We start from the raw sequence: 15,218 nt of genomic DNA, 5'->3' as shown, positions 1-15,218 counted from the left end.
AATTTACCCTAGCAGTTCTTTTCCTTGTGCCAGAGCGGCATCTAACCCCGATAAGTCGGTGCCGCCCGCTGTAGCGAAAAACGGTTGACCACCGCCACCGCCTTTGATATTCTTGGCCAGTTCTTTCACCACCTGACCGGCGTTGAGATTCTTACCTTGAATGAGCGAGTCAGGTAGCATCACGGCCAGTTGCGGTTTCCCATTGATATCCGCACCAAGTACAAGGGCCAGATTATCAACTTTAGCCTTTAGATCATACGCCAGTTGTTTCAGTGCATCAGCAGAGTGAATATCTACCCGTTCGATAAGGCGAGAATGACCGTTTACCGCTTCTACTTTATCCAGAAGCTGGTTTTTCAGTTGTTGAACCTTCTCATTTTGTAAGGCTTCAATTTGCTTCTGCAATACCCCCCGTTCGTCCAGCAATGCCTGTACCGCTTTTACTACGTCTTTGGGGGCTTTTAGTAAGTCTTTCAATTCACTCACGACCGCCATTTGCTCGTTTACTAAGGCTTCGGCACCAGCTGATGTTTTGGCTTCAATCCGCCGGATACCCGTTGATACCGAGCCTTCGCCCGTGAATTTGAATAGACCGATATGGCCGGTTGCCCGAACGTGTGTACCGCCACAGAGTTCGACTGAATAGTTGGGATCGAAGGTGATAACACGAACGAAATCACCGTATTTCTCACCGAATAAGGCCGTTGCGCCCAATTCTTTAGCCTGTCCAATAGGTACATTTCGCTTCTCATCGAGTTTGATGTCTTCCCGAATTTTCTCATTCACAATTCGTTCAACTTCGGCGAGTTGCTCGTCGGTTACTTTGCTGAAGTGCGAGAAGTCAAAGCGCAGGGCATCGGGGCCAACGTAAGACCCTTTTTGGGCTACGTGCTTGCCTAACACATCACGCAGGGCCGCGTGGAGCAGGTGCGTAGCCGAGTGGTTGCTGGCAATCAAGCCACGTCGGGCCGTGTTGATAACGGCATAGACAGAATCCGCTTCAGTCAGCAATTCGTCAAGGCCAGTAACATCCTGAACAATATGAATTGTCAGGTCATTTTCTTTCTTCGTATCCAGCACCGTCAGTGTGCCAATCTGGTCCGAACCAGCGAATAGCCGAAGCACACCTGTATCACCAATTTGCCCACCTGATTCAGCATAGAATGGCGTTTTGTCAATCACAACCTGAATCTGCGTTCCCTGCTTATTTTGAATCCGGCGATACTTCACAATATGGGCATACGCTTCTGGCTGGTCGTAGCCAACAAATTCAATGCGCTCGGTGGCAGTCAGTTCAATCCAGTCACCCGCCGACGATGTAGCATCTTTGCGCGACCGGGTTTTCTGTTCCTGCAATGCTTTCTGAAAACCAACTTCATCAATCGTCAAGCCTTTTTCTCGGGCAATCAGCGCCGTCAAATCAGCCGGAAAACCAAATGTGTCATTCAGTTCAAAAACGGTTTCTCCGGGAATCTTTGTCAAATCTCGGATATTCTGTATTACTTTAGAAAGTCCACTTATATCAATGCTGGACTGAAGATTCTGTATTACTTTAGAAAGTCCACTTGTATCAACGCTGGATTGAAGATTCTGGAACTGTGACGCAGCTCTTGATGCTTCTAATGCTTTACTTAATTGAAATGATAAATCGCCAATGTTTTTAATATTAGTTTTTAAACCTTCTGAGAACTGCGTTATAGCACCTAAAGATTTTGTCAAATCACTCTTAAAATTAAGAAGGTTTGAGTCTGGATTTAATTCTGCCAAGGTCTCAACACTTTTTGCAACATCTGAAAGTTTAGATGTCACAGTTGGAATGTCAGCTGCAATCGCTTTTGACAACTCATTGGTAATTGCATCCACACGTCCTAAACCCGTTCCTAAGGTCCGAAGGAAAGCTATCTCTTCTTCCCGAATTACGGTTGCCACAAAATCACGCTGGGCATAAAGTTCTGGGAATACATCGGCGAACTGATCGGCTAGCGTCGGCACGAGTTTAGTCATAAATGGCTCAGTCAGGTTCAGGTAGGAGTATCCATACCGAATGGCCCGGCGCAGAATTCGGCGAATTACGTAACCCGCTTTAGCATTCGATGGTACCAGCCCGTCGGAAATAGCAAATGACACGGCGCGAATGTGATCGGCAATAACACGCATCGCTACATCCGGCATCCCTTTTCCAGCTTCGTATTTCCGGCCCGACAATTCTTCTATGACGTTAATCGTGCCCGAAAAAACATCGGTGTCGTAATTCGATTTTTTTCCCTGGATAGCCATGCACAAACGCTCGAAACCCATACCCGTATCGACGTGGCGGGCGGGCAGAGGTTCCAACGAACTATCGGCTTTGCGGTTGAACTGCATGAACACGAGGTTCCAGATTTCGACAACCTGTGGATGGTCGGCATTTACAAGTTCCTTGCCGGGAGTTGAGGCAACTTCTTCGGGCGAACGCAGATCAACGTGAATTTCGGAACACGGACCGCATGGACCCGTATCGCCCATTTCCCAGAAGTTATCTTTTTTGTTGCCGTAGATAATCCGGTCTTCACCCACGATGGGTTTCCAGAGGTCGAACGCTTCCTGATCGAAGGGAACTCCATCTTTCTCATCACCCTGAAAAACAGACACATAGAGCCGATCTTTCGGCAACTGATAGACCTCCGTCAGCAGCTCCCACGCCCAGGTAATGGCTTCTTTCTTAAAATAATCACCGAACGACCAGTTGCCGAGCATCTCGAACATGGTGTGGTGATAGGTATCAAAACCAACATCTTCCAGATCGTTGTGCTTTCCCGATACACGCAGGCACTTTTGCGTATCGGCCACGCGCTTAGCCGGGGGCGTACCATTTCCGAGAAAAAAGTCTTTAAACTGCGCCATCCCCGAATTATTGAACATCAGCGTCGGGTCGTTTTTGGCGACAAGCGGAGCCGACGATACAATCAGGTGGTGTTTGGAGTGGAAGAAGTCGAGAAAATGCCGACGTATTTCGTGGGAAGTCATTATGTTAGTCGTAAGTCATAACGTCAGTACCGGGCCGCTAACGCGGTCAATAGTACCGCTTTTCATTAACCATAACGGCAGAACGCGACTATTGACTGCACCGGCGGCTTAGCACCGACTAATTTTGCAAAATTACGCCAAAACTTGCGTTTATTCAGACAGATTGACAAGTTTGCAGTATGGAAAACGGGGGCAAGTTGTACTACGGTATTAAGGAGGTAGCGGAGATGTTTGAGATTAATGCCTCGAAACTTCGGTATTATGAGAAAGAATTTCCAACCCTACAGCCCAAAAAAAACCGCTCCGGTGACCGCGTTTATACTCAGGCTGACATTAACCATCTGACCGAAATTCTGGACTTGATTAACCGGCAGAAATATACATTGCCTGGCGCGCGCGAGTTTTTAAACGAACGTGATGCTAACCGACGTGAACACGCCCATTACATTAACAAATTGAAAAAATTAAAATCATTTCTGGAGAAAATGCGGGCAGATTTGGATAAGCCCCTAGAGAGTGAGCCAATCGACTGACATATAAGGACTTTTCGGTTTTCTATAAGTGAGAATTTTCCATTGGTCTCGCTAGTTTATTTACCGCAATTATCCATACTTTTCATGGAACTTTGCGCCTAAAATAACATGTAGATAACTGTCTATTCATTCTCTTCTAATAGTCAGATTTTTTCTTTTCATTCCTTTTCTCATCAGGACCACTTTCTCAAGAACTTTATTTGACGCACTATTTCTAACGGCAAAACCTGACTCAACTCGATGAAGTGATAGTTAGTAGCATTTAAACTAACAGTCCGTTTTACTGGTAAACTGGGTTTTGCCACCAGAAATATGTAAGCTTGCAAAAGTCAACGATGACTGCGTATACGTATACAAATTCAGCTTATTGTTTCTGTGCCCACCGACACTCACCACCAAATTGCGCTCACACTTGTCCCTGGCGTGGGCAGTATTCTCATTCGTCAATTAATTAGTTACTGCGGCTCGGCTACCGATGTGTTCCGGTCGCCATTGGCACGCTTGATGAAAGTACCCGGTATTGGTGACGTAACGGCCCGCGCTATTCTGAGATCCGCTGTCTTGGCCGAAGCAGAACAGGTTGTAAAGCAGCTGGAAAAGCTAGGTGCAACCGCACTGTTTTATACGGATAAAGCGTATCCAGCCCGGCTTAAAACTCTCTACGATGCCCCTGCCCTACTCTATTTTCAGGGGACGGGTAATCTCAATACGCCACGCACTATTGGGGTGGTGGGTACGCGACAAGCAACGGATTACGGTCGACGTATCACCAGCGAAATTATTGAAGCGGTAGCCCCTTATGGCATTAGTGTTATCAGTGGACTGGCCTACGGCATTGATATTGCCGCTCATCGGGCTAGCTTGGTTAATAGCTTACCAACAATTGGCGTAATGGCCAGTGGCTTAGATATTATTTACCCAGCTGTTCACCAGAAAACGGCTGGAGAAATGCTTGCACAAGGGGGTTTGCTCACCGAAAATCGGCCCGGCACCAAACCCGATGCGCACCTGTTCCCGGCTCGCAACCGCATTATTGCGGGGTTGAGCGATGCCGTCATTGTAATCGAAGCTGCCGCCAAAGGAGGTGCTTTGATTACAGCTGAGTATGCCAACAACTACCACCGTGAGGTATTCGCTGTTCCGGGACAATTGAATCAGGCATTTTCAGCGGGTTGTAATAAACTCATTCGGGAAAACAAAGCGCAGATTTACACCAGTCCTAAAGACATTATCGAAGCTCTGAACTGGGATAGACCCATCAATCAGGCTGGCGAACCTGTATTCCAAAAGAACATAGCACCAGCTTTGCCTGTAAATATTACGGAAGAGGAAAGTCAACTTCTGGCATTGCTCCGCCAATCAGTCGATTTCCATATTGATGAATTGAGCTGGAAGAGTCAAATCCCGATGGGCCGTCTGGCTGCTTTGTTGCTCACATTGGAATTTCAGGGATTTGTACGTTCCCTACCAGGAAAAAAGTATTCGGTGGTTTATATTTGAAGCCATTAGCCTTTAAGTTTCTTAGCAATCGCAGGTAATCTCTGTTCTGCTTTTGCGTTTTAAGCTGATCCGTATAAACTCTTCTCTCGTTCAATGACTGTGTGTATCCCTGATTTTCAACGCGCTTTATACTGCGTTTTTCTTTTCTTCCTTACGCTTTCCTGTTGGGCCCAAACCAAGCCAGCGTTGAAAAAGAGCGGTAATCCCCTTTTCCCAGGTTGGTACGCTGATCCTGAAGGTGTCATATTTGGCAAGCAATACTGGATATATCCAACCTATTCGGCTCCTTATAATCAACAGGTATTTCTCGATGCCTTTTCGTCACCCGATTTAGTGACCTGGACAAAGCATAGCCGTATTCTTGACTCAACAGCCGTAAAATGGGCGAAGCGAGCTATGTGGGCACCCTCAATTATTAAGAAGGGCGACCAATACTTTCTATTTTTTGGCGCAAATGATATTCATGACGACAAAAAAGAAGTAGGTGGCATTGGGGTAGCTGTTGCCGACAACCCTGCCGGACCCTTCCGCGATTACCTAGGCAAGCCATTGGTCGGCCAGATTCATAATGGAGCCCAACCCATCGACCAGTTTGTTTTCAACGATAAAGATGGCCAGTATTATTTGCTTTACGGCGGGTGGGGTCACTGTAACATCGCCCGCTTAAAGGCTGATTTCACCGGTTTTCTTCCTTTCCCTGACGGCACTACATTTCGGGAAATAACACCTAAAGATTATGTTGAAGGACCCACCATGTTCGTCAGAAATGGCAAATATTATTTTATGTGGTCAGAAGGCGGCTGGACAGGCCCTAACTATTCCGTTGCTTACGCGGTGGCAAAGTCGCCATTTGGTCCGTTCGAGCGAGTGGGTAAGATTTTGCAGCAAGACCCCAAAGTGGCTACCGGAGCAGGGCACCACTCGGTTATTCAGGTTCCCGGAACCGACGACTGGTATATTATTTATCACCGACGTCCATTAACCGAGACGGATGGCAATCATCGCGAAACGTGTATTGACCACATGTATTTTGACGCAGATGGAGCCATCAAAACAGTTAAAATTACCGTTGAGGGCGTAGAAGCACAGGCGTTAAAATGAGACGTGCTATCCTTGTGATCAAAATGGTTAATTACAAGAATGAACGAACGGATACGTTTCCGCGTAGTAAAGACGTATACTAAACTAAAACCGTTTTAATTATGGGTAAAGGCGATATAAAGTCCCGCAAAGGAAAGATTGCAAGAGGTTCATACGGCGTTACTCGCCCTCGGGTAATTGTTAAAGCACCAGTTCCGAAACCAGAAGCAGAGCCCCAAGCATAATACAATACAACAAAAAAGCGTCGCCAGTTGATAACTGGCGACGCTTTTTTGTTGTATTTCAGATCTCCTTAACTCCTTAATCCAAGCAGTCAACAAGCCATATTAGCGTGTTTTTGTCCCACCAGTCCGCCGTTGCGGTGAATTTGCTTTCGTTGGCGTCAGAATTGGTTGTGTTGCAACTGGAGCCGTTGGCAGTACTGGCTCTGGTTCACTCGTTGGTTGAACGCGCCGGTTCCGACCTTCGTGGAAGATAACAAAGCCAATGAGTGCTAGTAGCAATACATTGCATATCAGATCAATCGTATCGCCGGTATGGGCGAGGGGCGGATCAAATCGAAACTCAATCGTGTGATTTCCAGCCGGAATACGCATGGCGCGCAGGACGTAATCAGCCCGAAGGTGTGGGGCTGGTTTACCGTCAATAAACGCTTGCCAGTCCGACTCACCCCGGTAATAGATTTCGGAGAAAACCGCCAACCCATCTCGTGTAGCGTTAGCCTTATATATCAATTTATCAGGGCGGTAACTCGTCAGTTGAATGGTACTTCCCGTATGATCCATTGTAGCAGGCAGACCACCCAATTGAGTCACGAAACGCTTGTCAACTACTACTGAATCACGCGGATTCAAGGTCTTCATCGCTGCCAGTTCATCATCGGCATTGGCTACTTGTTGTATCGTACCCACAAACCAGGCCGCACTGAGTGCTTCGGAATTGGGAATAGCAACTGGGCCAGCCGGTTGTTGCGGATTAGCCGGATCGGGTTGCCCGGCCTGAATAATATATTTTGCATTTAGCATATTCAGGATATGCAACGTATTGACTGGAAAAGCATACGAAATCAACTCCTGATACCGACGCAGTTTAGCCGCATGATAGCCACCAATTGAGCGATGGAAATACGACGTCCGGTTGCTGTTCATGAAGTCAACCGTCTGGTCAAAAACCCGGTAGTCAGGTGATTTATCCTGAAGAATTTGCTGGTCGGCTGCCGTTGGTTCAAATACTGTGCTGGCCTGCGTTTTGGTGATAAAATCGGCGTTATTTAAAAACCGTTTGTCAACGCCATATAAGTCAAACACCACTACGGCAAACAATACGGGATAAAAAATGATAGGCTTAATTTTATTCGTTACAAAAGCCCACAACGCGCCAGCCGTCACCAAAATCAGCATGAAGGATCGAAAGGCATCGGCCCGTAGCATACTCTGTCGATCACTGATAAGAGCCGTCTGAAAATCTTTAGCGGCTTCGCCAAAATACCGGGAGAGAGAAGCAAGATCGGTAGACGTCTGAAACGTAAAGAATGTACTACCCAACAAAGCCAGCATCAGGGCTACGCCCGCCGTTAGGCCCAGGCTAATGAACAGTGGTTGCCGTAGCTGGGCAAATGTCATTCTCTGATTGACAATGGTTTGCACAGCCAGAGCCGCCCCGATACCCAGAAATAATTGGGCCAGGCAAAGAGCCATCGTCATTGCCCTAAACTTATTCAAATAAGGCAGATAATCGAACAAAAAGCCATTTATGACTAACAAGTTTTTACCCCAGGCCAGCATAATCAGCAATCCAGCCGCACTTAATAGCCACCAACGAATGGGCGTTCGAATAATGAAAAGTCCCAACACGAAGAGAAATAGCAATGCTGCGCCCGCGTAGGCCGGACCACCCACCATCGGCTGATCGCCCCAGTAAGCAGGAGCCCCCAGTTCGACCATCTGTTTTGCTGCGGCTGGGTCAACACCCCGACTAGTCATGGCTTTATAAAAGTCAGAGTCAGTGGTCAGCCCACCACCCGATGCGCCACCAAAGGCGTTTGGTACGAGCAGCGTTAGCGTTTCGGCTTTACCATAACTATAGCTGAACGCATACTCTTTGTCTAGCCCACTCCTCGACTCATTTCCCGTCGTTTTCCCATCAGGATTCGTTGTTTTGGCTGTCAGTTCTGACGTGCCCCGAATGGTTTCTTTAGTGTATTGATTAAGGACCAATAACCGTTTCCCAAAGCTACCAGCGGCCAGCCCACCAGCAATAGCCAGCGTCGCTAAGCCAAGTGCCAACTGTCGCCCTTTGCCTGCCCGAACCAGTGCGATGCCTTCAATAAGCACGTACAGGCCAATAGTCATGAATAGGTAATAGGTGATCTGAATGTGGTTGGCACCGAACTCCAAGCATAAAAACAGACCTGTCAGGGCAGCGCCGAGCCAATACCGCCCTCTTAGTGTCAGTATCACCCCAGCCAGTAACCCAGAGCCAAAACCCATTGCATAGAGTTTAGAGATATGTCCCGCTTCGAGGCTGACAATACTTAATGTACCAAACCCATAGGCGGCCGCTCCGAGGGCCGATAGCCAAGCATTGCAGCCCAAAACAACCAGTAACAGATAGGTACAGAGCATGATAATGAATACCACACTTGCCGTATTGGGGAGCAGGCTAATGGCGCCCATCACAGCCTTGTACACAAAAATATAGGGGTAGTTGAAGTCGATCATATAGCCCGGCATACCACTAAAAACGGCATCTGTCCAGAGCGGCTTTTGCCCGGTTTGCAGGGTAATCTCTCGAATCTCGCGTGCCGATGCCGACGACTGCTGCACATCGGACATAGATAGTATTTTGCCCGACAGCACTGGTGAAAAATAGATAATAGCCAACACGAGTAGCCCCAGCAGGGCAATCAGATGGGGGCGAAGTTCGGTCCGCCGATGCGGTTGAAAAGAGGTTGGCTGGTTCATAAAATCAACTGGTACGTAGCTCAAAGATACGGCTTTGTACTAAAACGGATAAACCGAATAGCTGATTGTTGGATGGGAATCCTACTCTTGCGCGTCGCAATCATTGACAGTTAGTAAAATGAAGTATCATTCATTCTACCACTATTCTTAATTCACGTGACTATTTCCTTTCTCACCTATACCATGTTACCATTTTGCTTTGTTTAATCGTTTTGATTGAATATTTTCCTGATAGTGTACCATTCTAAAATAAAAGAAACTGATTTTATATCACTTATATATGAAGTGTCTGCTTTCAGCTACAATTGGTTAAATAATGTATAATAGCATACCGCCCAATCAATTTCAGTGTATATTAAAATAATAGCTTAATTAATCAAGATACCTTGTCAGTTGTGGCGATACTGCTATAACTCTACAAATAACCCTCTCATTTTCAGAAGCATAGGGTCTGATATAGGTTACAAGATGATGAATATAAAATCTTCTTTACGTTAATTAATGGCCCATTTTACTCTAGCAGATATAGTTTTTTTGACATACGATAGTAACCACAAGTAGGATACCCTAGTCTAAAAATTTAAATCTAACCCATAGATAATTTAAAATACACCGAAATGAAAATTAAGCGCCATCTTCTCATAGTGGATGAAAATCCATACGTTGTTGACATACTTGTTCAGACGCTAAATAAAGATTTTAAGATCACAGTGGCTAACTCAGGACAGGAAGCGGCTCGTTTATTAATACAGGGTAATCGATTTGATAGTGTCCTTACAGAATTAGAGCTCCCTTTTTTTAGTGGTTTAGAATTGACAAAACTTATTCGAATGAGTCGGCTAACGGCTCAGATTCCCATCGTCATTTTGTCAAATGCATCAGATAGTACGACCCGAATCGAGTGTCTGGAAAAGGGAGTGGATGCATTCATTTCTAAACCGTTCAACCCATTAGAAGTCAAGGCTAAATTACATTCCCTCCTCCGGCGTACCGATTTGTCGGTCGAGGAAACTCAAAAATCGTTGCCCGTCCGGTTTAGTGCAAAAAGTAAGCCCCTTTGGTTGCAACGCTCACGTATCCTGTCTATGCTCTTGGGCGACTACGCTGTATCTTAGAACATTGTCAGGAATCAGCAAACAGTTAAAAGATCATTATTCAGTGAAATGGGTAATCCTAACATGTCTGCGGAGGCTTTTATCTTCGCAAACCAACCTGGTTTGCCTTCTCGCGATTACCCAGTCAGCAATTCTATTTTACTCGTCACTCATCAATATTGATGCCAGAGTATCCAATTAAATCTATTGAGGGCCTAAATGACCCCAATGTAGAAAATCAAATGTCAACAATTTATGTCTTATTGGTGATAGAAGACGACCTGATCGCTAACCGAATTGCTGGCGTGGTTGGTGTAACTTATTCAATAGTACGCTTCAGAGCGACAAAAGACGCAGAAGAATGGCTAACTGATGGCCAACAAGTGGACCTAATTATCGCCGATAGAAACAGCGGGGACACGATGGCAAGTATAGTACGAAGTAAGAGTGACTATCGGTTAGTACCTTTTCTTGTTACGTCTCGTTTTGGCGAGACGCATGTAGATCAAACTAAAATGGCTGCTGGTGTGACAGACTTATTAATTGTCAATGAAGATACTCACCAGCTTCAGGCTAAAATAGACTATTATCTCAAGTTGAACATGCAAATTAATGCGTTTAATACGACTAATTTGTTTGTTCCTATCCAACATTTTACCCTGCCTTGGTGGAAGCGTTCACTTGACATTAGTGCTGCGTTGACTGTGCTTCTGCTGTTATCTCCTGTTTTGTTGATTGTTGCACTGCTTATTGTTTTAGACTCGAAAGGTTCCATAATCTACAAGTCAAAACGGGCCGGAGCCAATTTTCATGTGTTCAATATGTATAAGTTCCGAACCATGAAAGTAGAAGCCGATCAACTTCTTAAACAGCTTGCGTCGCAGAATATCTATACAAAAGCCGCAACCGAAGCTGGTGAAACAAACGAAGTAGAATCGTTATGCAGCATATGCTATCAGCAGGGTACATCCTGCCAGCAGTTACTTTTTGATCAGGATCGTCTAATATGTGAAAAGCTGTATTTACAAAAAACGAACGGATCAGCTAAATTTATGAAGTTCCGGAATGATCCACGTATTACGCGACTTGGCACATTTCTGCGAAACAGCAGCATTGACGAACTACCGCAACTCTTTAATATTCTGCTTGGTGATATGTCCTTAGTAGGTAATCGTCCTCTACCCCTCTATGAGGCAGAAAAATTAACCTCCGACGAATTTGCCCAGCGATTTGCTGGCCCAGCCGGGTTAACTGGCTTATGGCAGGTAAAAAAGCGCGGTAAAGGGCAAGGCCCAATGTCGGATCGGGACCGTACATTGCTCGACATTGAATACTCCTCTACCTTTTCATTCAAGACAGATATTCTAATTATCTGGAATACACTTTTCAGTTTATGGCAAAAAGAGAACGTGTAGAGGACGGTAGCGAGTCGGCTCTCGTATCAATCATCACCATTAATTACAATCAGGCTGAGGTGACCCGACAGTTTCTGGAATCAGCCCGGTTTCTGGCATATCCAAACTACGAAATCATAGTGGTTGATAACGGGTCTATACAGCCTTTAAAAGACACCGTTAGCCCTAACGACTACCCTGACCTACGACTAATTCGGAGTGAGGTCAACTTGGGCTTTACGGGCGGCAACAATTTAGGGATGAGTGAAGCGCAGGGCGACTATTTTTTTATCGTCAATAACGATACGGAGCTTTCGCCTACGCTCATCGAGAATTTACTAAAGCCCTTCGTAGAAAACTCGAAAATAGGAGTCGTGTGCCCTAAAATCAGGTTTTATGATGCACCCCAACTTATTCAGTACGCCGGTTACAACCCAATAAACATGTACACCGGAACGACAACGACTATTGGCAGTAATCAGACCGACGATGGACGTTTCGACGAGCCTCATGCAACTTACTTTGCGCATGGCTGCGCTATGATGATTAGTCGAACAGTTGTTGAACAAGTTGGTCGGTTTGCCGAGCGCTTTTTTCTCTATTATGAAGAACTCGACTGGTCACAACGAATTAGGAATGCGGGCTATATTATATATTACCAACCTTCGGCTTCTATCCTGCATAAAGAATCAATGTCCGTTGGGCAGCATAGCCCACTGAAAACCTATTACTTAACACGAAATCGCATTCTATTTATGCGACGCCACTGCTCGGCTTTTCAACGGGCAATCTTTTACCTGTTTTTTGGGCTGTGTATTTTCCCCAAGCATATGGTTTCATATTTAATTACAGGTCAATTAAAGCACGCCAAGGCCTTTATTGAGGGTACATTCTGGAATTTCAGATCGACAAGTGTATCGCCAGTATAGTTTATCAAATTCCTCATGACTCTGTATTGCTATTTCGTCAAAGGTTACCCGATGTAAACTATCAACCAGAAATTTAATTTACGAAGGCCATGCCTGATCTTTCTCTCTTTATACCTAATCAGTGGCGCAACAATCGCTGGCTATTTAGTGTGCTGGGTGTCCTGGTCGCTTTAGCCGCTGGCTGGCTCATTGGCACTTGGGGTGTTAAGGGCGCGCTCATGACGATAGCCGTGCCCGTGGCACTATGCATGGTAGTTGGCACATTGATTGAGCCTAAAATTGGTCTTCTGGTCTACGTTCATTTAAGTTTCCTGATCGGTTTCATTCGATTTCTACCACCCGAGACCCCCTTGGGTACCGGTCTGGATTCTGTATTGATACTTAGTCTGTTAGGAACATTTTTGAATGGGAAACGGATGAACTGGAAACGGCTGCGTCAGCCGATTTTGTGGTTACTTATTGTGTGGTTATCCTACACCATTCTGGAATACTTCAATCCGGAAGCTCCTCATCGGCCAGCCTGGTTTTACAACGTCCGGTCGTTTTCTCTAAGTTGGTTCATCATCGCCATCATCGTCTTGGTTAACCCTATCAGCCGGAATGACATTCGCCTATTTATCAGAACTTGGTTAGTATGGTCGTTCTTAGCCGCATTGTGGGCTTTTAAGCAGCAGTATATTCGGTTGGAACCCGCTGAGATCGCCTGGCTGGCCGAAGGAGGTGCCCGAACGCATATTTTATGGGGTCAACTGCGGAGTTTCTCATTTTATTCCGATGCAGGTCAGTTTGGTTCTGAGATGGCAGGAGTAACATTAATCTGTCTCATCTTCTTTTTTGAAGGCACGTCATGGCTACGCCGAATTATTTATCTGCTGCTGGCTTTTATCCTTTTTTGGGGATTTGCTGTTTCAGGCACCCGAGGTGCTCTGTTTGTGCTACTGGCAGGCTACCCAGCTTATCTGTTCATCGGACGTAACCTCATGAATATTCTGCGGGGATGTCTGGTAGCAGCTCCCGTGCTTGCTTTTTTAATGTTTACACACATTGGTGATTCCAACTATCAAATTTACCGGATTCGGTCTGCCCTGAGTCCGACTGAAGATGCTTCGTTTCTCGTTCGATTAGAGAACCAACAAAAACTACGCAATTACCTTAAAGACAAGCCATTCGGAGCAGGTATAGGTACATCGTCAGGAGCTGGTAACCGTTTTTCACCCAATCATTTTGCTGCTCAGATACCAACCGATAGCTGGTATGTTCAGCTTTGGATAGAAACGGGTATTGTGGGACTAACCATTTACTTACTGATGCTGGTAGGTATTATTCTCCTTGGCATCTATAAAATCTGGCAATTGAAAGACCCCCAGTTAGCTATCCTCATGATTGCGCTGCTAACCGAATTTATTGGTATTGCTGTCGTGAGCTATACTAACCCAATATTAGGCCAATTTCCAACCAGTACAATCATCTTTATTAATACAATTTTATTCACCACTTGCGACCGCTGGGACACACCAAAACAGGAAATTTATGAGAATCGGAATTGAAGCACAGCGGCTCCTAAGGCCCCATAAGCACGGCATGGACATCGTGGCACTCGAAACCATTCGGGCCCTTGCCGACTATAGCGAGCACGAATTCGTAGTTTTTGTAAAACCTGATTGCGACTACGATGGCCTTCACAACGCACCCAACATTCAGTTAGTAGAACTCCCCGGTGGTCCTTATCCCGTGTGGGAACAGTACGCGTTGCCCAAAGCGGTCAAAAAATATGGCATTGATTTGTTGCATTGCACAGCCAATACCGCGCCCTTAAATTGCTCAGTACCATTGGTACTCACTCTACACGATATTATTTTCCTTGAAAACCAACCCTTACTGCGGGGCAGTTGGTATCAGCGATTTGGAAATCAGTATCGGCGATGGAATGTACCACAAATCGTAACGAAGTGTGACCGTATTGTCACCGTTTCTGACTTTGAAAGGCAACGCATCATTGATCACCTAAAGCTGGACCCTGACCGCGTAGTAACAATTTGGAATGCCGTTAATGATCAGTTTCGGCTTATCAATGACGCCACTCAGATTGCTAACGTCCGCTTACAATATAAGCTACCCGAAGAATTTATTTTCTTCCTGGGCAACACCGACCCAAAAAAGAACGTAAGGGGTGTATTGAAAGCTTTACTACTGCTTAAGCAACAGGGGCAACTTACGCTTCCGGTCGTGATATCGAATCTATCTGCGACTTCGCTTCACGACACACTGACGGAAATTAAGGGACTAGCCTTAATCGATGACATTATTCTATGCGGATACATCCCAAACTATATATTGCCCTTGGTGTATAATGCTGCCACAATTTTCCTGTGTCCCTCCCTACGAGAAAGTTTTGGCTTGCCTATTCTGGAGTCTATGGCCTGCGGTACTCCCGTAATTACGTCAACGACATCCTCCATGCCAGAAGTAGCGGGTAATGCAGCTTTGTTGGTTGACCCTACCTCGGTCGAAGATATGGCATCGCAAATTGACCGCTTGATTCAACAACCGATCCTACGAAACAATTTACGACAGAAAGGCTTAGCCCGTGCTGCCTTATTTTCGTGGCAGGCAACCGCAGCGAAATTGCTTGATGTGTATAGCGAATCAATAAACGCCGGAAAACCACTAGTAGCCTCCTAAGACGCTCTCAGCACAC

Annotated in this window: 11 protein-coding genes; 9 read left to right on the top strand and 2 right to left on the bottom strand. The window is 45.8% G+C overall.

Annotated features, from left to right (window positions below; all coding sequences use genetic code 11):
* Positions 1–3 precede the first annotated feature (3 nt).
* Positions 4–3,006: an alanine--tRNA ligase gene (alaS, locus tag ACFS25_RS09240; protein ID WP_381499043.1), complete on the bottom strand. Its 3,003-nt coding sequence runs from the start codon at positions 3,004–3,006 to the stop codon at positions 4–6.
* 179 nt (positions 3,007–3,185) lie between these two features.
* Here alaS and ACFS25_RS09235 point away from each other — a divergent pair, with 179 nt between their 5' ends.
* From ACFS25_RS09235 to ACFS25_RS09220, 4 genes are all read left to right on the top strand, one after another.
* Positions 3,186–3,539, top strand: a complete 354-nt coding sequence (locus ACFS25_RS09235; protein WP_381499040.1) for a MerR family transcriptional regulator — start codon at positions 3,186–3,188, stop codon at positions 3,537–3,539.
* A gap of 375 nt (positions 3,540–3,914) precedes the next feature.
* Positions 3,915–5,039 (top strand): DNA-processing protein DprA, encoded by a 1,125-nt coding sequence (dprA, locus tag ACFS25_RS09230; protein ID WP_381499037.1) that lies wholly within the window; start codon positions 3,915–3,917, stop codon positions 5,037–5,039.
* Positions 5,040–5,132: 93 nt separating this feature from the next.
* Entirely contained in the window at positions 5,133–6,140 is a 1,008-nt protein-coding gene (locus ACFS25_RS09225; RefSeq protein WP_381499033.1) for a glycoside hydrolase family 43 protein, read from the top strand.
* Between the two features lie 101 nt (positions 6,141–6,241).
* Positions 6,242–6,364, top strand: a complete 123-nt coding sequence (locus ACFS25_RS09220) for a 30S ribosomal protein THX (protein WP_381499030.1) — start codon at positions 6,242–6,244, stop codon at positions 6,362–6,364.
* A 102-nt stretch (positions 6,365–6,466) separates the two neighbouring features.
* On the opposite strand, the gene ACFS25_RS09215 is transcribed toward ACFS25_RS09220, so the two are convergent.
* The gene (locus ACFS25_RS09215) at positions 6,467–9,103 is read right to left on the bottom strand and encodes a hypothetical protein (protein ID WP_381499029.1); all 2,637 of its coding nucleotides are present in this window, start codon (positions 9,101–9,103) and stop codon (positions 6,467–6,469) included.
* Positions 9,104–9,720: 617 nt separating this feature from the next.
* Between ACFS25_RS09215 and ACFS25_RS09210 the strand changes: the two genes are divergently transcribed.
* The 5 genes from ACFS25_RS09210 to ACFS25_RS09190 all read left to right on the top strand — a co-directional run bounded on the left by ACFS25_RS09210 (position 9,721) and on the right by ACFS25_RS09190 (position 15,202).
* Entirely contained in the window at positions 9,721–10,218 is a 498-nt protein-coding gene (locus ACFS25_RS09210) for a response regulator (RefSeq protein WP_381499026.1), read from the top strand.
* A 161-nt stretch (positions 10,219–10,379) separates the two neighbouring features.
* Complete coding sequence (locus ACFS25_RS09205) at positions 10,380–11,612, top strand: sugar transferase (protein WP_381499024.1); 1,233 nt, start codon at positions 10,380–10,382, stop codon at positions 11,610–11,612.
* The gene (locus tag ACFS25_RS09200) at positions 11,591–12,520 is read left to right on the top strand and encodes a glycosyltransferase family 2 protein (protein ID WP_381499021.1); all 930 of its coding nucleotides are present in this window, start codon (positions 11,591–11,593) and stop codon (positions 12,518–12,520) included. The genes ACFS25_RS09205 and ACFS25_RS09200 overlap by 22 nt, the downstream gene beginning before the upstream one ends.
* Before the next feature lie 89 nt (positions 12,521–12,609).
* The gene (locus ACFS25_RS09195; protein ID WP_381499018.1) at positions 12,610–14,067 is read left to right on the top strand and encodes an O-antigen ligase family protein; all 1,458 of its coding nucleotides are present in this window, start codon (positions 12,610–12,612) and stop codon (positions 14,065–14,067) included.
* Positions 14,051–15,202 (top strand): glycosyltransferase family 4 protein, encoded by a 1,152-nt coding sequence (locus tag ACFS25_RS09190; RefSeq protein WP_381499015.1) that lies wholly within the window; start codon positions 14,051–14,053, stop codon positions 15,200–15,202. Before ACFS25_RS09195 ends, ACFS25_RS09190 begins: the two co-directional genes overlap by 17 nt.
* Positions 15,203–15,218: the final 16 nt, after the last annotated feature.

The organism is Spirosoma flavum, assembly GCF_042686045.1.
GTDB classification, from domain to species: Bacteria; Bacteroidota; Bacteroidia; order Cytophagales; family Spirosomataceae; genus Spirosoma; species Spirosoma flavum.
This window is presented reverse-complemented; position numbering and strand designations above follow the sequence as displayed.

Bases quoted from the DNA above. Each gene is read 5' to 3' on its own strand.
- alaS (WP_381499043.1), bottom strand. From the start codon at position 3,006: ATGACTTCCCACGAAATACGTCGGCATTTTCTCGACTTCTTCCACTCC.
- ACFS25_RS09235 (WP_381499040.1), top strand. From the start codon at position 3,186: ATGGAAAACGGGGGCAAGTTGTACTACGGTATTAAGGAGGTAGCGGAG.
- ACFS25_RS09225 (WP_381499033.1), top strand. From the start codon at position 5,133: ATGACTGTGTGTATCCCTGATTTTCAACGCGCTTTATACTGCGTTTTT.
- ACFS25_RS09220 (WP_381499030.1), top strand. From the start codon at position 6,242: ATGGGTAAAGGCGATATAAAGTCCCGCAAAGGAAAGATTGCAAGAGGT.
- ACFS25_RS09215 (WP_381499029.1), bottom strand. From the start codon at position 9,103: ATGAACCAGCCAACCTCTTTTCAACCGCATCGGCGGACCGAACTTCGC.
- ACFS25_RS09210 (WP_381499026.1), top strand. From the start codon at position 9,721: ATGAAAATTAAGCGCCATCTTCTCATAGTGGATGAAAATCCATACGTT.
- ACFS25_RS09205 (WP_381499024.1), top strand. From the start codon at position 10,380: ATGCCAGAGTATCCAATTAAATCTATTGAGGGCCTAAATGACCCCAAT.
- ACFS25_RS09200 (WP_381499021.1), top strand. From the start codon at position 11,591: ATGGCAAAAAGAGAACGTGTAGAGGACGGTAGCGAGTCGGCTCTCGTA.
- ACFS25_RS09195 (WP_381499018.1), top strand. From the start codon at position 12,610: ATGCCTGATCTTTCTCTCTTTATACCTAATCAGTGGCGCAACAATCGC.
- ACFS25_RS09190 (WP_381499015.1), top strand. From the start codon at position 14,051: ATGAGAATCGGAATTGAAGCACAGCGGCTCCTAAGGCCCCATAAGCAC.